The organism is Actinoplanes sp. SE50/110, from assembly GCF_900119315.1.
In the GTDB taxonomy this organism is placed as follows: domain Bacteria; phylum Actinomycetota; class Actinomycetes; order Mycobacteriales; family Micromonosporaceae; genus Actinoplanes.
This window is the reverse complement of the sequence record NZ_LT827010.1, coordinates 1198311-1214127: the sequence shown is the minus strand read 5'-3', so window position 1 is coordinate 1214127 and position 15817 is coordinate 1198311. Positions and strand designations below refer to the sequence as shown.

The following is a 15817-nucleotide window of genomic DNA, read 5'->3' as shown; positions in this document are numbered from 1 at the left end:
GCCGCCCGATCAGCGGGGCAGTTCCTTGGCGACGACCTTGGCCAGCTCGCGGAACGCCTTGCCGCGGTGGCTGATCGCGTCCTTCTCCGCCGGGGCGAGCTCGGCGTTGGTCCGGTCCTGGCCGTCGCCGAGGAAGATCGGGTCGTAGCCGAAACCGCCCTCGCCGCGGCGCGCGCGCAGCAGCCGGCCGGACTGCCGGCCCTCGACCAGATGCTCCCGCCCGCTCGGCAGGACCAGGGCGGCGGCGCAGACGAACGAGGCGCCGCGGTGCTCGTCACCGACGTCGCCGATCTGGGCCAGCACCAGGTCCAGGTTGGCGGCGTCGTCGCCGTGCCCGCCGGACCAGCGGGCGCTGAACACGCCGGGCATCCCGTTGAGCGCGTTCACCGCCAGGCCGGAGTCGTCGGCGACGGTCGGCAGGCCGGTGCGCTTGGCGCCCTCGCGGGCCTTGATCAGCGCGTTCTCCCCGAAGGTGAGCCCGGTCTCGGGCACGTCCGGGTAGCCCGGGAAGTCGCCCAGGCCGACCAGCTCGATCTGGCTCATGCCGAGCGCGGCGTCCAGGATGCGCTGCAGCTCGATCAGCTTCTTCTTGTTCGCGGTGGCCAGCAGCAGCCGCGCGCTCACTCTGCAGTCCTTGGCATGCTCTCCTGGCCCTCGCCTGCGAGTCCGTCGTTCACTTCCGGCTGCGGCCGCTCGGTGCAGTCGATCATGCCGCAAGGGCCTTCTGCTGCGCGACGGCCAGCTCGGCGCAACCCGCGAGCCCGAGGTCGAGCATGGCGTCCAGCTGGGCGCGCTTGAAGACGCCGTTCTCCCCGGTGCCCTGGACCTCGACGAAGTCGCCGGCGCCGGTGCACACCACGTTCATGTCGACCTCGGCGGCGACGTCCTCCACGTACGGCAGGTCGAGGCGGGCCTCGCCGTCGATGATCCCGACGCTGACCGCCTGGATCGAGGTGTGCAGCACCTTGTCCACCTTGCCGGCCAGCGACTTGCGCCCGGCCAGCCAGGTCACCGCGTCGTGCAGCGCCACATAGGCGCCGGTGATCGCGGCGGTGCGGGTGCCGCCGTCGGCCTGCAGCACGTCACAGTCCAGGACGATGGAATTCTCCCCCAGCGCCTTCAGATCGATGCAGGCCCGCAGGCTGCGGCCGATCAGGCGGGAGATCTCCTGAGTACGCCCGCCGACCTTGCCCTTGACGCTCTCCCGGTCGCCGCGGGTGTTGGTGGCCCGCGGGAGCATCGCGTACTCCGCGGTCAGCCAGCCCAGGCCGGAGCCCTTGCGCCAGCGCGGCACCCCCTCGGTGACGCTGGCGGTGCAGAGCACTCGCGTGTTGCCGAACTCCACCAGCACCGATCCCTCGGGGTGGATGCTCCAATGCCGGGTCAGCGTCACCGGTCGCAGCTGGTCGGCCGCTCGGCCGTCGGGTCGCGCCATGACCCCAACCCTATGCGTACCGCGGTGTGCCCGCTTCGTCCGCCCCGGGTTCGCGGGTCCACGGGATGCTCGCGCGGGATTCCGGGGCCGCCGGGCGGATCAGCGAGGGGCCGGGACCGGGGTCGACGGCGTGCGCGCGGAGGAAACCCTCGACCGCGCGCGGCCAGCCGAAGCGTTCCGCCCGGGCGCGGGCCGTGGCCCGCCATCGGTCGCGGGGGCGTTCCAGCAGCCGGGAGATGCCGTCGGCGAAGGCCTCCGGGGTGCCCGGCACCGCGATGCCGGCCTCGCCGATCACCTCGGGCAGCGCGCTCTGCTCGTCGACCACCGCCGGGGTGCCGCAGGCCAGCGCCTCCAGCGCGGACAGCCCGAAGGTCTCCACCGGGCCGGGCGCGACCACCACGTCGGCCGAGGCGAGCAGGGCGGCCACCGCCTTGCGGTCGGCGATGTGCCCGGCGAACCGGACCGGCAGCCGGGCGGCACGGTAGGCCAGGGCGGCCCGCCGGGTGCCGTCGCCGGCCACCACCAGCACCGCCGGCACCTTGTTGTTGCGCAGCACGGCCACGGTGTCGACGGCCAGCTCGGGGCGTTTCGCGGCGGACAGGCGACTCGCGTACACCACCAGCAGTTCCTCGGGCCGCGCGTAGCGCGAGCGGACCGACACGTCCATCCGGCTCGGGTGGAACAGCTCCAGGTCGACGCCGAGCGGCACCTCGACCAGATTCGGCACGCCCAGCCGGCGGAACTCGGCGGCGGCGAACGCGGTGGTGCAGACGATCGTGTCGAAGGCCTCGGCGGTGCGCCGGTTGAACCGGTCGGCGAGCGCGTCGCGTTTCGGCATGCCCCAGACGCCGAGCAGGCCGGCCAGGCTCTCGTGGGAGACCATCATCGATCGCACCCCGCGCTGCTTGGCCCAGGTGCCGGTCCAGCGCAGCGTGGTGCGGTCGGAGACCTCGATGCGGTCCGGCTCCAGGCTGTCCAGCAATTTGATCAGCTCACGCCGACCGGCCAGCACGCGGTAGCCGCCGGTGCGCGGCACCGGCGCGCTGGGCAGGGTGATCACCCGGCCCTGTGCGGTCTCCTGATCCCGGAACTGGCGACCGGGGATGATCAGGACCGCCTCGTGGCCCGCATCCTGGTATCCCTTGCCGAGCTCGCGCAGGGTGGTCCGCAGGCCGCCGGTATGCACCGTGACGAAGTTGGCCAGGCGAACTATGCGCATGTAACAACTCCAAGGTCACGACACGAGGTGCACCGGTGTAAGCCGATCCCACCCCCGTACCGGCTCAGAGATCGTATCTGGCACCCGGGCGGACGACTTCCACCGGTCCCGCGTATGCGGCTCCGGCTGCCTCCACGATAGTGGCCTCACTGGCCCACGCCGGCACCAGATGTGTCAGAAGCAATCGGGCGACGTCGGCCTTGGTGGCCGCCTCCCCCGCTTCGCCGCCGGTCAGGTGCAGGTCCGGCGGATTCTCCACACCGTCCATGTAGCTGGCCTCACACAGGAACAGGTCGGCACCGGCAGCCAGCCGCAGCAGCGCCTCGCAGGGCGCGGTGTCCGACGAGTACGCCAGGACCCGGCCGTTGTGCTCGATCCGGACGCCGTACGTCTCCACCGGATGGTTGACCCGGTCGACCGTGACGGTCAGCGGGCCGATCGGGAAGGTGCCCGGCTGCAGGCCGTAGAACGTGTAGACGTCGTCGACCGGCTCCCCGTCGGCGCTGTACGCGGCGGCGATCCGCTCGGCGGCGCCGAGCGGCGCGTACACCGGCAGCGCCGGCAGCGGACCGGCCGGGTCGTAGCGCCGGACGACCACATAGGTGCACGCGTCCAGCATGTGATCACAGTGCAGGTGGGTGAGCAGGATGGCATCGATCGCGCGCATGTCCGAATACCGCTGCAGGGCGGAGAGCGCGCCCGACCCGAAGTCGATCAGCAGCCGGAATCCCTCGGCTTCCACGAGATAGGCCGAACAAGCCGACTCGGGGCCGGGGAAACTGCCGGCACAACCGAGAACGGTTAGTCGCATGCGGGTCCCTCTGACTCACACCGGGTCGGCCATTCCAAGGTCGTCCACGCCCCGCCCGACCGGTCTGCGCTGGACTTGTCAGACCAGTCAATCACGGTGCGAAGCGTACGCGCTGACCGCTGCCCGACGTTAACAACTGATCGATTTGTCGCTAAATCGACAACGCACGTCACAGGTGCTGTGACCTGGGTCCTGACCATTTTTACCGTCACGTCCGGTAAGCCCTCCGCGTTGCTCAGAGTGAGGACCCGAGAACGATCAGATGGAGGCGACGTGACCGCGGTGGAACCGGCCGGCATCACCAGAACCGCGGTACCCGAAATCCTGCCGTTCGAATCGTCCTGGGAACCGGTGCCGTGGGATCCGGACGGCCCGATTTTCCGATTTCCGGCCGAGGACGACCCGGCTCCCGACCCGCACCGGGTGCTCGCCATGGCCGGATACTGCGCGATGCTCGGCCTGACCGGGGTCGGTGCCGGCCTGTACGCGCTGATCGCCGTGTTCCGTGGCGCGCCCGGCTGGTACCTGCCGGCGCTGGCCCTGCTCACCATGGTCAGTGTGGGGCTGGTGGTCGGCGCGTTCCTCGCCGTCCACCAGCGCACCCTGCCCTGGATCCTGCTGCTCGCCGCGGCGCCGCCGATGTTCGCGGCGCTCTTGTTAGCGGTGGCCTATTAGGCCCACAGCTGGCCTTCAAGAGCCTCTTCGGCGTCGTTGAGCGTGCCGCCGTACGCCCCGGTCGACAGATATTTCCAGCCGCCGTCCGGGATCACGAACGCGACGTCGGCCCGCTTGCCCGCCTTGACCGCCTCGTGCGCCACGGCCAGCGCGCCGTGCAGCACGGCGCCGCTGGAGAAGCCGGCGAAGATGCCCTCGACCTCGACCAGCTGACGAGTCCGCAGCACGGCGTCCCGGGTGCCGACCGAGAACCGGCGGTCCAGCACGGTGGCGTCGTACAGCTCCGGCACGTACCCCTCGTCGATGTTGCGCAGGCCGTAGACCAGCTCCCCGTACCGTGGCTCGGCGGCGATGATCTGGATGCCGTCGACCTTCTCCTTGAGGAAGCGGCCGGTGCCCATCAGCGTGCCGGTGGTGCCCAGCCCGGCCACGAAATGCGTGATCGTGGGCAGGTCGTGCAGCAGCTCCGGCCCGGTCGTCTCGTAGTGCGCGCGGGCGTTCGCCGGGTTGCCGTACTGGAACAGCATCTTCCAGTCCGGATGCTCGGCGGCGATCTGCTTGGCGGTGGCCACCGCCTGGTTCGACCCGCCGGCCGCGGGCGAGAAGATGATCTCCGCGCCGTACATCCGCAGCAGTTGGGTCCGCTCGGCGGAGACGTTCTCCGGCATCACGCAGACCAGCCGGTAACCCCGGAGCTTGGCCACCATGGCCAGGGCGATGCCGGTGTTGCCGCTGGTCGGCTCGAGGATGGTGTCGCCCGGGCGTAGATGCCCGGACTCCTCGGCCTCGCGCACCATGTACAGCGCGGCGCGGTCCTTGATGCTGCCGGTCGGGTTGCGGTCCTCCAGCTTGGCCCAGAGCCGCACCGGCGGCGCCCCCTCGGGCACCGCCGGGGAGAGGCGGGGCAGGCCGACGAGCGGCGTGCCCCCGCAAGCGTCCAGCAGGCTCTCATAGCGAGCCATCGAGGATCAGCGCCCGAAGAAGGCGGCCGCCGCCGCGAAGCCCAGGGCGCCACCGGCCACGGCCGGGAGGATGGTGATCGAGTCACCGTCGTTCAGCTTCGCGTCGAGCGCGCCGAGGAAGCGCACGTCCTCGTCGTTGACGTAGATGTTGACGAAGCGGTGCAGGCCGCCCTCGGCGGTGATCAGCCGGCCCTTGATGCCGCTGTGCTTGGCGTCCAGGTCGTCGATCAGCGCGGAGAGGTTGTCCCCGGCACCCTCGACGATCTTGGAACCGCCGGTGTAGCTGCGCAGGATGGTGGGAACGCGGACTTCGATAGCCATGATTGTCAAGCTCCTAGAGAGTCGTCATGCGGGCAGGGCGGTCGGGAGGTCGGGGTCTAACGGACCCGGCGACACTCGTAGAACACCGACGCCGGGCTCTGCCCGAACATGTACGACTGCACGGCACTCACCTTCACGACTTCACCGTCGCATCCACGATGTTGACCTCTTCCTCGGTCACCACACCGTCCACGATACGGAACGAGCGGATCTCCTCGGAATCCGGCTCACGGGTCGAGACGAGCAGATAGTGCGCGTTCGGCTCACCGGCGAACGAGATGTCGGTGCGCGAGGGGTAGGCCTCGGTGGCCGTGTGCGAGTGGTAGATGACCACCGGCTCCTCGTCGTTGTCGTCCATCTCGCGCCAGACCCGGAAGTGCTCCATCGAGTCGAACTCGTAGAAGGTCATCGACCGGGCCGCATTGTCCATCGGGATGTGCCGGGCCGGCACGTCACTGCCGATCGCGCCGGCGACCACGCCACAGGCCTCGTCGGGATGGTCCCGGCGGGCGTGGGCGACGATCGCACGCACGATCGCACTGTCGATGGTCAGCACGGCGTTCACATTACCGAAAGGTTTCGCCACTCCGCGCGTGGCGAGGCACACACCTATTTGATCTCCGGCAGCGCATTGAGGAGTGATTCCTGTAGATAACCGAGGTAGGCGTAAACGGACAGCTGGAACACCCGGCTGGAACCCGGATCCTCCAGCACCGCGTCGTCCAGTTCCTCGGCCAGATCGGTGTCGGCCTGGATGTCCAGACGGGTGCCCATCGCCAGCCGGGCGTCGTTGATCGCGCGCAGCCAGGCCTCGGCGGCCTCACCGTCCAGCCGCACCTCGCCCTCGCCCTCGTCGGGTAGGGCGGCCAGGATCGCGCCGGCCTGGTCGATCTTGGCGCTTTTCAGGTCGCTCTCGGTGTACAGCCGGAATTCCCGGGAATCCTCCGGGCGCTCCGGATAGATGTCCGGGAAGAGACGGCCCACCACCGGGTCGGTGTGGTCCATCCCGTCGGTCAGCAGGCCCACCACCTCGGCGGCCACCTTCCGCAGGACACGCACCTCGTCGTGCGCGAACGTGGCCACACACTGACCGCCGCTGCGTCGGAACATGCTCTTCCCCACCCGCTTTGTCAGGCTCGGTCCACAGTTGCCCAGAGACCGTATCCGTGCAGTTGGTTGGCGTCCATCTCCATGCGCTCGCGGGCGCCGCTGGACACCACCGCCTTGCCCTTGGTGTGCACGTCCATCATCAGCCTCTCGGCCTTTTCCTTACTGAACCCGAAGAGCTTCTGGAAGACCCAGGTCACGTACGACATGAGGTTGACCGGATCGTCCCAGACGATGGTCACCCAAGGCCGATCCTCGGCCGGTACTTCCTCGATCTCCGGCGTCTCGACGGGAGCAACCTGAGGCAACGCCATGCCCCCATGGTGCCACCGGATCCGCCCCAGGCGTGAACCGGAGCACCGAACGGCAGGTCGCGACGCCCTCCCGGGGCACGCATTAGGGTAGGGATCGTGGAGACGATGGGGCCGGCCCTGCTGACCGATCACTATGAGCTGACCATGATCAGTGCCGCCCTCAAGGACGGCACCGCCGAGCGGCAGTGCGTGTTCGAGGTCTTCGCGCGCCGCCTGCCGACCGGCCGACGCTACGGCGTGGTGGCCGGCACCGACCGGCTGATCGAGATGGTCGCCGGTTTCCGGTTCGACCCGGCCGAGATCGAGTTCCTGCGCTCCTCGGGTGTCGTCGACGAGGCCACCGCCACCTGGCTGGCCAACTACCGGTTCACCGGCGACATCGACGGGTACGCCGAGGGCGAGCTGTTCTTCCCCGGCTCCCCGATCCTCACCGTCTCCGGCAGATTCGCCGAGTGCGTGGTGCTGGAGACGCTGATCCTCTCGGTGCTCAACCACGACTGCGCGATCGCCGCCGCCGCGGCCCGAATGGTCACCGCCGCCCGCGGCCGTCCGATCATCGAGATGGGCTCCCGGCGCACCCACGAGCAGGCCGCGGTCGCCGCCTCCCGGGCCGCCTACCTGGCCGGCTTCGCCTCCACGTCGAACCTGGCCGCCGGCCGCGCCTACGGCATCCCGACCACCGGCACCTCGGCGCACGCGTTCACGCTGCTGCACGACGACGAGCCGACCGCGTTCGGGTCCCAGGTCGCGGCGCTCGGCAAGAACACCACGCTGCTCGTCGACACGTACGACATCAGCCAGGGCATCCGGAACGCGATCGCGGTCGCCGGGCCCGACCTGCGCGCCGTCCGGATCGACTCGGGTGACCTGTCGGTGCTCGCCCAGCACTCCCGCGAGCTGCTCGACTCGCTCGGCGCCACCGAGACCAAGATCATCGTTTCGGGTGACATGGACGAGTACTCGATCGCCACCCTCGCCGCCGAACCGGTCGACATGTACGGCGCCGGCACCGCGGTGGTCACCGGCTCCGGGGCGCCCACCGCCGGCCTGGTCTACAAACTCGTCGAGGTCGCCGGCCGCCCGGTCGTCAAGCGCTCGGAGAACAAGGCCACCGTCGGCGGCCGCAAGACCGCGGTGCGCCGGCACAAACCCACCGGGACCGCCACCGAGGAGATCATCGTCTCCCAGGGGGTGCCCGACCACCAGGCCAACGACCGGCTGCTGCAGCGCCCCTACATCACCGGGGGCGAGGCGCAGACCCGACCCACCCTGCAGGAGTCCCGCGACCACCTGCGCCGCAACCTGATCTCGATCCCGTGGGAGGGCCTGAAACTCTCCGCGGGCGACCCGGCCATCCCGGTCATCCTCATTCCCACCGCATAGGGGCCACCCCATGACTCGCGCGCTGATCATCGTGGACGTGCAGAACGACTTCTGCGAAGGCGGCTCGCTGCCGGTCGCCGGCGGCGCCGCCGTCGCCAAGGGCATCTCGCTGGTCCTCGACAGGGCCGGCGACCGCTGGGACCACGTCGTCGCCACCAAGGACTACCACATCGACCCGGGCGCGCACTTCAGCGCCAGCCCGGACTTCGTCGACTCGTGGCCGGCCCACTGCGTCGCCGGGTCCTCGGGCGCCGACTTCCACCCCGAGCTGATCACCGACCGGATCGAGGCGATCTTCCACAAGGGCGCGCACCAGGCGGCGTACTCCGGCTTCGAAGGGCACACCGACCAGGGCGAAACCCTCGCCGGATGGTTGCGGGCCCGGGCGGTCACCGACGTCGAGGTCGTCGGGATCGCGACAGATCATTGCGTACGCGCCACCGCGCTGGATGCCGCCACCGAAGGCTTCGCCACCACCGTCGTCCTCGAACTGACCGCGGGTGTGGCGGCGGCCACGACCGAGGCGGCTCTGGCCGACTTCCGCGCCGCGGCGGTGTCGATGACCGGAGCCCCGATCGTCGACCCGATGTGACCCGCGTGCCCGACGAGACGCCGCCCCCTTCGGCCACCACGGCACCGCCTTCTTCGTCCGTGGCGGCGGCGCCGTTGTCCCCATCCGCGCCGTCATCGTCGCCTTCTCCGGCCGCGCCCGCTTCGGTCGCGCCCGTTTCTGCCGCGCCCGTTTCTGCGGCACCTTCGGGGTTGGCGCGGCCTTCTCGGGGCGTGCTGGCCGCTCGCCCCGCGGCTGTCATCCGGCCCGTGGCGGACGGTGATTGGGGGCAGGTGTGGCCGATCGTCCGCGAAGTGGTGCGGGCCGCCGACACCTACCCGTTCGACCCGGCGATGACCGAGCCCGAGGCGCGGGCCATCTGGCTGGAGCAGCCGCCCGGGCTGACCGTGGTCTCGACCGAGCCGGCCCGCGGCGGGGCGGACCACGACGTACCGGCGAACGGGTCTCCACCGGAGAAGATCACCGGGACCGCGAAGATGGGCCCGAACCGCGGCGGACCCGGCGCCCACATCGCCACGGCAAGCTTCATGGTCGCCGCCGGCAGCCGCGGCCGGGGCATCGGCGCGGCCCTCTGCCGCTACGTGATCGACTGGGCGCGGACCGAAGGCTACGCCGGCATCCAGTTCAACGCCGTCGTCGCCACCAACACGGCCGCCGTGACCGTCTACCGCCGCCTCGGCTTCCAGATCCTCGGCACGGTCCCGCGCGCCTTCGACCATCCCACCCAGGGCCGCGTCGGTCTCCACCTGATGTACCTGGAATTCCCACGGCACGGCGGGCACACCGGCTGATCTCGGGCGCCGACACCAGCCGCAGGGTCCAAAGACCAGCTCCCGGAATCGTCGGCCGCCTCGCAACGAGGTCGACGACCCCGGACCGGCCGTCCGCGGGTGCGTAACGGCCGGTCCGGCGACGGTCAGCGCAGAATTCCGGCGAGAATGTCGATCTGGCGGGGATCGTCGGCGTAGCAGTAGAAGACGAGTTCGTCGGCCCCGAACTCCCGATACGCCGCCACTGCCTCGGCGATCTCCCCCGGATCGCTCAGCGGCACGCCGAATCCGGGACGCCCGGTGAAGGCGTAGTAGTCGGCCACCGCCCGCCTGCCCCGCTCGACCGTCGCGGCATCCCCCACCGACACATTGATCTGGCAGACCAGCCGGGGCCGCCCCGCCCGCCCCGCTTCCTCCCACTGTTCATTGACAGTACGAACCAATCCTCCTGCCCATCCCAACGGCGCCGCACAGATGAACCCGTCCGCAAACCGCGCCACCCGGCGCAACGCCGCCGGCGCGAATCCCCCGATCAGAATCGGCGGCCCGTCCCCCGCAACCGGCCGCGGCCCGATCCCGGCGACACCGGCGGCCACTCGCCGCCCGAGCCCCCAGTCATCCTCCGTGGAAGGCGCCACTCCGGATCCCCCGGACCGCGACACCACACCGGACCCACCCGGCCGCCCAGCACCATCGGGCCCGCCGGGACCAGCGGTTTCCGTGCCACCGGGATGTTCAGCGCGGCGGTGGCGGAGGGGGTGACCCGCGCCGTCCGGGGCGACCGACCGGTCGCGCGGGTCCGGGGTGGTCGCGGCGCGGTAGGGCTCGCCGCGCCAGATCCTTCGGAGGTCGGCGAGCTGGGCGTCAAGGAGACGGCCGCGGCCCGCGAGGGGGACACCGGCCGCCTCATGATCGTCCTCGCGGCCGCCGATGCCGATGCCGAGGACGAAGCGGCCGCCTGACATCCGGTCGAGGGTGGCGACCTGCTTGGCCAGCAAGGCCGTCGACCGCAGCGGGCCGAGCAGCACTTCGGTCTGCAACCGGATCCGGTCGGTGCCGCCGGCCAGGACGGCGAGGGCGATCAGTGGCTCGGGGTTGTCGAAGGTGAGGCGGTCCAGCAGAGCCAGCGTGGCGAAGTCGTGCTGTTCCGCGAGCCGGGCCCAGGCGGGCAGCAGAGCGGGGTCATTGATGGGCAGGCCGAGGCCGAACTCCATGGTCATCCTCCAGAAGGCAGGCAGCAACAGATGACGTCGCCACCTCCTCCCCGCTCACGGCGAGGTCCCGAGCCCACCCGCGACATGTATCCAGGGCTCGAAGATGCGGAGTTCCATCCCGACCCTACCCACGGGCATTCACCGCCGCCAGCCGGATTTCCCGGCCCTGCCGGCCCTGCCGGCCCTGCCGGCAGCCCCGTGGACATCCGGAGCCGGCCGGGTTCCCGCGGCCGCGGGAACCGACATCACCCGAGAGGGGACGCACGAGCGGGAGCAGACGCAAGCCCCGGCGGAAGTGCTTAGACCGAGGTCGCCTCAACCGGGGCAACCGGCGCCGGAATCGCCTCGGCCGAGGCGGCCCGGACCGAAGCGATCGGCGCCGAGGCGGCCTGGACCGAGGCAGGCGGGACCGAGGCAGGCGGGACCGAGGCAACCGCGGTCGAAGCGACCGGCGCCGAGGCAGCCGGGGGCGCCCCGGTTGAGGTGGGCTGGGCCGGCGGGTTGTCGCGGCGGCGACGGAGCTCGGCCGGGATGACGACGAGGGCGACCAGGACGCCGACCGTGCCCACGGCGGTGAAGCCCCACCCCGGGCCCCACGAGTCGATGGCGAGGCCGGCCAACGGGCCGCCGAGGGCGACGCCGACGGTGAGGGCGGAGTTGTGCAGGCCCATGGCTTCGCCGCGGGCGGCGGCGGGGATCATCTGGCTGACGGCGGAGGAACTGGCGGTGATGGTGGGGGCGCAGAGGGCGCCGGCCGGGATGAGCAGGACGGCCAGGAGCCACCAGTGGGAGCCGCCGAGGCCGACCGGGACGGTGAACACGGCCATCGGGATGAACAGGGCGAGGACCGGGAGGCCGCGCCGGACGGTGCCGTAGGCGAAGCCGCCGATCAGGGAGAACAGGGCCCACAGGGTCATCACGAGGCCGGACCAGCTGAGCTCGCCGGAGGCGCGCAGGACGGCGACGACGGACACGTCGGTGCCGGACAGGACGAGGGTGGCGGCCATGGTGACGGCCAGGATGGCGATGAAGCGGGGCTTGAGCCACTCGCGGCGGGCGACCCGCTCGCCGGCCGAGACCGGGGCCTCGTGGTCGGCCCGGGTGGGCGGGTTGACCAGCCACAGGCCGAGGCCGGCCAGCAGGATGCCGCCGGCCAGGGCGAGCATGGCGACGCGCGGGCCGGCGTGGTCGGCCGTGGAGATCAGCACGCCGAGGGCCGGGCCGGCCATGAACGACAGCTCGGTGGTCATCGAGTCGAGGGCGAAGGCGGGCAGGCGGTGCGACTCGGGGGTGAGCGCGGCGATCGACTGCCGGGCCACCGAGAACGCCGGCAGGGCCAGGAAGCCGCCGATCACGGCGACCGGGAGCAGCGCCCAGTAGGGCAGCGCCTGCGCGACGATCCAGTAGATCACCTCGGCGACGGTGGTCAGCACCAGGACCGGCCGCAGCCCGCGCCGGTCGACGAGCCGGCCCATCATCGGGGCGCCGAGTGACCCGCCGAGGGTCGCCGCGGCACCGACCAGGCCCGCCGCGCCGTAGCCCCGGCCCAGGTCGGTGACGACGTGCAGGGTGAGCACGACGGCGCCGGCCGCGATCGGGATGCGCGCGAGCGTGGCGATCGCGAGCACGGACATGACCTTGGGCAGTGCGAGGGTTTCCCGGTAAGGCTTGAGCAACATGACGATCCTGACCTCCGCCGCCGATCCTCTCCCAGGGGTACGACAGAAACCAATCCGTTTAGTGCAGCTCACGTCCCCGATCCGGCGCCAGGCGCAAAAAGCCGGAAACAGCCCGGCAACCGAAGCTCACCCGCCGGCGCGGACCCGACCCGGAGAGTCACCGAACAGGCCGGGTCCGCGCGGACGGTCCTGAGGCGCGCAGGGCCACGAATCGAGGTTTACGAAGCGGTCCGGCTGAGGAACGTCGCCCCCACCTTCAGCGTCGTGTTGGTGCCTCCGGCCCGATATCCGGCCACCCGCCCGCGCACGATGCCGCTCTCCAGCACCACCGTCGTCGCGTTGTCCACGCTCACCCCGTACTGCGGCGTCGTGGGTCCGGTCTTGTCATCGTTCGTCCCGGTCTCCACGGCGAGGGCGCTGACCAGCACCGCCGTCGCCACCGGCGCCGCCGCCGTCCCGTTGATCTTGAGTCCGGCGTAGCCGCCGTTGTCGCTCTTGCCGTCCCGGTTTAGGCGCAGCCCGTTGAGCACGATGACGCCTTCGCCGGTGCTGTTCTGGTCGATGCTCACCCCGTTGAAGCCGTTGCGGTCGGTGCTGCAGCCGAGCAGTTCCACGATGCCGTTGCCGCCGCGCAGGTCGAAGCCGTTGTGCCGGCTCCATTCCGAGCGGCAGTTGGTGAAACAGGAGTTGCCGCAGCCGGCGATGAAGAAGCCGTGGCTGCCGCCCTCGATCGACTCCAGGTCGGTGAACTGGGAGTCGGTGGTGTTGTTGAAGCTGTAGGTGATGCCGCCGTTGCCCTTGGCCGCGATCCGTTCGAAGCGGGCCGAGTACAGCGCCTGCGGGCCGCCGTCGCTCGGCGTGCGGTACGCGGTGGTGATGGCGTGGTTCGGAAAGTCGAAGATCGCAACGTCGCGGACCACCACGCCGTGGATCTTGCCGGTGAAGCGGATGCCGTCGACGCCGGTGCCGGCGGCCAGCGCGGATCCGTTCAGGGTGAGGTGGAACAGCCGCTGCTCGGCGGAACCGGCCGGGTAGCCGCCGGTGTCCCGGTCGACGATCTCGATGCACGCCGGGCCGCTGAACGTGTCGAGCGGTTTGATCCGCGACTCGGTCTGCACCCAGGTCTTGTCGCCCTCGTCGATGTGGTTGCCGTGGGTGCCCTGCAGGGTGGTGGCCGGGTGGACGCGCAGCGCCTTCGACGTCCGGTAGGTGCCCCGCGGCAGGTACACGATGCTGCCGGTCCGGCCCGGCGCCGCCGCGTAGTCCAGCGCGGCCTGGATGGCCGCGGTGTCGTCGGTGGTGCCGTCACCCTTCGCGCCGAATTCCTTGACGCTGAACCCGAGGTGGCCCTCGGCATAGGCGGGCTCGTCCCCGGCGGCCGCGGCCGGGCCACTGCCGACGGCCGTCGCGGCGACCCCCATCGCGGCCGCCCCACCGGCTCGGATGAACATCCGGCGATTCGTCATGCGTCGCTCCCCCGTTCGATGCACTCATGACGGTGCATATCCACGACGATGGTCGCATTCGCGGCCGGCGGGCAGAAACGACGAAGCGGCCCGCACCGGAGTGCGGGCCGCTTCACGACGGGATGACCGTCAGTCGTGCTGGATGTCCTCGGCGTAGCTGGCGCCGCCGTCCGACTCGTGGGTCAGCGGGCGGGCGCCGCCCTCCGGCGGACCGGCGAGGGCACCGTACTCGCCGGCCGCGAGCTCCGGGAACTTCAGGTCGAAGGCGGGCCGCTCGGAGCGGATCCGCGGCATCCGGTCGAAGTTGCGCAGCGGCGGCGGGCTGCTGGTGGCCCACTCCAGGGAGTTGCCGTGGCCCCACGGGTCGTCGGCGGTGGCGACCCGCCCGACCTTGTAGGACTTCCAGATGTTGTAGAGGAACGGCAGCGTGGCCAGGCCCAGGATGAACGAGCCGATCGTGGAGATCGTGTTCAGCGTGGTGAAGCCGTCGGTGGGCAGGTAGTCGGCGTAGCGCCGGGGCATGCCCTTGGTGCCGAGCCAGTGCTGCACCAGGAAGGTGGTGTGGAAGCCGACGAAGGTCAGCCAGAAGTGCACCTTGGCGAGCCGCTCGTCGAGGTACCGGCCGAACATCTTGGGGAACCAGAAGTAGATGCCGGAGAAGACCGCGAACACGATCGTGCCGAACAGCACGTAGTGGAAGTGCGCGATCACGAAGTACGAGTCGGACACGTGGAAGTCGATCGGCGGGGCGGCGAGCAGCACGCCGGAGAGACCACCGAAGAGGAACGTCACCATGAAGCCGATCGCGAAGAGCATCGGCGGCTCGAAGCTGATCTGGCCGCGCCACATGGTGCCGATCCAGACGAAGAACTTCATGCCGGTCGGCACCGCGATCAGGAAGCTCAGGAAGCTGAAGAACGGCAGCAGCACCTGGCCGGTGACGAACATGTGGTGCGCCCACACCGACATCGACAGCGCGCCGATCAGCAGGGTCGCGGCGACCAGGCCCTTGTAGCCGAACAGCGGCTTGCGGCTGAAGACCGGGATGACCTCGGTGATGATGCCGAAGAACGGCAGGGCGATGATGTACACCTCAGGGTGGCCGAAGAACCAGAAGAGGTGCTGCCAGAGCATCGGGCCGCCGGTGGCCACGTCGAAGACGTGCGCGCCGAGGACACGGTCGGCGGCGAGCGCGAACAGCGCGGCCGCCAGGAACGGGAAGACCATCACCGCGAGCAGCGCCGTGACCAGCATGTTCCAGGTCATGATCGGCATCCGGAACATGGTCATGCCGGGTGCCCGCAGGGTCAGGATCGTGGTGATCAGGTTGACCGAGCCGAGGATCGTGCCCAGACCGGAGATGGCCAGGCCGACCACCCACATGTTGCCGCCGACGCCCGGCGAGTGCAGCGAGTCACTCAGCGGCGTGTAGGCGAACCAGCCGAAGTCGGCCGCGCCACCGGGGGTGAGGAAGCCGCCGATGGTGATCAGACCACCGAAGAGGTACAGCCAGTACGCGAACGCGTTCAGCCGGGGGAACGACACGTCGGGCGCGCCGATCTGGATCGGCACCACGTAGTTGCCGAAGGCGAACACGATCGGCGTCGCGAAGAACAGCAGCATGATCGTGCCGTGCATGGTGAACAGCTGGTTGAACTGCTCGGGCGACAGGAGCTGCATGCCGGGGCGGGCCAGCTCGGCGCGCATCAGCAGCGCCATGAGGCCGCCCAGCAGGAAGAACACGAAGGCGGTGACCATATACATGATCCCGATCTGCTTCGCGTCCGTCGTGCGCAGGATTCGGGCGAAGGCCGAACCCTTGACCTGCCGCCGGACCGGATATGGACGGGTCGCGATCGGCGACGGCGCAACGGTCGTCACGAATTGCCT

16 protein-coding genes and 1 pseudogene are annotated in these 15817 nt (G+C 70.4%); 4 read left to right on the top strand and 13 right to left on the bottom strand.

Translation table 11 applies throughout. The features are described from left to right. Positions 1–9: 9 nt before the first annotated feature. The 4 genes from rdgB to ACSP50_RS05345 all read right to left on the bottom strand — a co-directional run bounded on the left by rdgB (position 10) and on the right by ACSP50_RS05345 (position 3465). The gene (gene rdgB, locus ACSP50_RS05360; RefSeq protein WP_014688142.1) at positions 10–624 is read right to left on the bottom strand and encodes an RdgB/HAM1 family non-canonical purine NTP pyrophosphatase; all 615 of its coding nucleotides are present in this window, start codon (positions 622–624) and stop codon (positions 10–12) included. Between the two features lie 82 nt (positions 625–706). After that, complete coding sequence (gene rph, locus ACSP50_RS05355; protein WP_014688141.1) at positions 707–1435, bottom strand: ribonuclease PH; 729 nt, start codon at positions 1433–1435, stop codon at positions 707–709. A gap of 10 nt (positions 1436–1445) precedes the next feature. Then, complete coding sequence (locus tag ACSP50_RS05350) at positions 1446–2654, bottom strand: glycosyltransferase (RefSeq protein WP_014688140.1); 1209 nt, start codon at positions 2652–2654, stop codon at positions 1446–1448. Positions 2655–2718: 64 nt separating this feature from the next. Further along, entirely contained in the window at positions 2719–3465 is a 747-nt protein-coding gene (locus ACSP50_RS05345; protein ID WP_014688139.1) for an MBL fold metallo-hydrolase, read from the bottom strand. 273 nt (positions 3466–3738) lie between these two features. Here ACSP50_RS05345 and ACSP50_RS05340 point away from each other — a divergent pair, with 273 nt between their 5' ends. Continuing rightward, positions 3739–4140 (top strand): hypothetical protein, encoded by a 402-nt coding sequence (locus tag ACSP50_RS05340; RefSeq protein ID WP_014688138.1) that lies wholly within the window; start codon positions 3739–3741, stop codon positions 4138–4140. Here the strand turns inward: ACSP50_RS05340 and ACSP50_RS05335 are convergent. From ACSP50_RS05335 to clpS, 5 genes and pseudogenes are all read right to left on the bottom strand, one after another. Further along, positions 4137–5102 (bottom strand): PLP-dependent cysteine synthase family protein, encoded by a 966-nt coding sequence (locus tag ACSP50_RS05335; protein ID WP_014688137.1) that lies wholly within the window; start codon positions 5100–5102, stop codon positions 4137–4139. The two genes, ACSP50_RS05340 and ACSP50_RS05335, sit on opposite strands and share 4 nt — an antisense overlap. A 6-nt stretch (positions 5103–5108) precedes the next feature. After that, complete coding sequence (locus ACSP50_RS05330; protein WP_014688136.1) at positions 5109–5423, bottom strand: MoaD family protein; 315 nt, start codon at positions 5421–5423, stop codon at positions 5109–5111. A 56-nt stretch (positions 5424–5479) separates the two neighbouring features. Beyond that, positions 5480–5979 (bottom strand): annotated as a pseudogene (locus ACSP50_RS05325) (Mov34/MPN/PAD-1 family protein). Positions 5980–6032: 53 nt separating this feature from the next. Continuing rightward, positions 6033–6533, bottom strand: coding sequence for a DUF2017 domain-containing protein (locus tag ACSP50_RS05320; RefSeq protein WP_014688134.1), 501 nt, complete (start codon positions 6531–6533; stop codon positions 6033–6035). A gap of 20 nt (positions 6534–6553) precedes the next feature. Further along, entirely contained in the window at positions 6554–6844 is a 291-nt protein-coding gene (gene clpS / locus ACSP50_RS05315) for an ATP-dependent Clp protease adapter ClpS (RefSeq protein ID WP_043510866.1), read from the bottom strand. Between the two features lie 96 nt (positions 6845–6940). Here clpS and ACSP50_RS05310 point away from each other — a divergent pair, with 96 nt between their 5' ends. The 3 genes from ACSP50_RS05310 to ACSP50_RS05300 all read left to right on the top strand — a co-directional run bounded on the left by ACSP50_RS05310 (position 6941) and on the right by ACSP50_RS05300 (position 9589). Beyond that, positions 6941–8227 (top strand): nicotinate phosphoribosyltransferase, encoded by a 1287-nt coding sequence (locus tag ACSP50_RS05310; protein ID WP_043510864.1) that lies wholly within the window; start codon positions 6941–6943, stop codon positions 8225–8227. Between the two features lie 10 nt (positions 8228–8237). After that, positions 8238–8819: an isochorismatase family protein gene (locus ACSP50_RS05305; protein WP_014688131.1), complete on the top strand. Its 582-nt coding sequence runs from the start codon at positions 8238–8240 to the stop codon at positions 8817–8819. Positions 8820–9046: 227 nt separating this feature from the next. Further along, positions 9047–9589 carry a GNAT family N-acetyltransferase gene (locus tag ACSP50_RS05300; protein ID WP_014688130.1) on the top strand — a complete coding sequence of 181 codons (543 nt, stop codon included), beginning with the start codon at positions 9047–9049 and terminating at the stop codon, positions 9587–9589. Positions 9590–9714: 125 nt separating this feature from the next. Here the strand turns inward: ACSP50_RS05300 and ACSP50_RS05295 are convergent, their stop codons facing one another. From ACSP50_RS05295 to ctaD, 4 genes are all read right to left on the bottom strand, one after another. Further along, positions 9715–10788: an LLM class flavin-dependent oxidoreductase gene (locus ACSP50_RS05295; protein WP_080127724.1), complete on the bottom strand. Its 1074-nt coding sequence runs from the start codon at positions 10786–10788 to the stop codon at positions 9715–9717. Between the two features lie 293 nt (positions 10789–11081). Continuing rightward, the gene (locus tag ACSP50_RS05290) at positions 11082–12461 is read right to left on the bottom strand and encodes an MFS transporter (RefSeq protein ID WP_014688128.1); all 1380 of its coding nucleotides are present in this window, start codon (positions 12459–12461) and stop codon (positions 11082–11084) included. 218 nt (positions 12462–12679) lie between these two features. After that, positions 12680–13927: a right-handed parallel beta-helix repeat-containing protein gene (locus ACSP50_RS05285; RefSeq protein WP_014688127.1), complete on the bottom strand. Its 1248-nt coding sequence runs from the start codon at positions 13925–13927 to the stop codon at positions 12680–12682. Between the two features lie 129 nt (positions 13928–14056). After that, positions 14057–15808: a cytochrome c oxidase subunit I gene (ctaD, locus tag ACSP50_RS05280; RefSeq protein ID WP_014688126.1), complete on the bottom strand. Its 1752-nt coding sequence runs from the start codon at positions 15806–15808 to the stop codon at positions 14057–14059. Positions 15809–15817: the final 9 nt, after the last annotated feature.

What these genes read in the sequence shown, in the direction of transcription:
- rph (WP_014688141.1), bottom strand. Translation starts at nt 1,435, where the DNA reads ATGGCGCGACCCGACGGCCGAGCGGCCGACCAGCTGCGACCGGTGACG.
- ACSP50_RS05350 (WP_014688140.1), bottom strand. Translation starts at nt 2,654, where the DNA reads ATGCGCATAGTTCGCCTGGCCAACTTCGTCACGGTGCATACCGGCGGC.
- ACSP50_RS05345 (WP_014688139.1), bottom strand. Translation starts at nt 3,465, where the DNA reads ATGCGACTAACCGTTCTCGGTTGTGCCGGCAGTTTCCCCGGCCCCGAG.
- ACSP50_RS05335 (WP_014688137.1), bottom strand. Translation starts at nt 5,102, where the DNA reads ATGGCTCGCTATGAGAGCCTGCTGGACGCTTGCGGGGGCACGCCGCTC.
- ACSP50_RS05330 (WP_014688136.1), bottom strand. Translation starts at nt 5,423, where the DNA reads ATGGCTATCGAAGTCCGCGTTCCCACCATCCTGCGCAGCTACACCGGC.
- ACSP50_RS05320 (WP_014688134.1), bottom strand. Translation starts at nt 6,533, where the DNA reads ATGTTCCGACGCAGCGGCGGTCAGTGTGTGGCCACGTTCGCGCACGAC.
- clpS (WP_043510866.1), bottom strand. Translation starts at nt 6,844, where the DNA reads ATGGCGTTGCCTCAGGTTGCTCCCGTCGAGACGCCGGAGATCGAGGAA.
- ACSP50_RS05305 (WP_014688131.1), top strand. Translation starts at nt 8,238, where the DNA reads ATGACTCGCGCGCTGATCATCGTGGACGTGCAGAACGACTTCTGCGAA.
- ACSP50_RS05295 (WP_080127724.1), bottom strand. Translation starts at nt 10,788, where the DNA reads ATGACCATGGAGTTCGGCCTCGGCCTGCCCATCAATGACCCCGCTCTG.
- ACSP50_RS05290 (WP_014688128.1), bottom strand. Translation starts at nt 12,461, where the DNA reads ATGTTGCTCAAGCCTTACCGGGAAACCCTCGCACTGCCCAAGGTCATG.
- ACSP50_RS05285 (WP_014688127.1), bottom strand. Translation starts at nt 13,927, where the DNA reads ATGACGAATCGCCGGATGTTCATCCGAGCCGGTGGGGCGGCCGCGATG.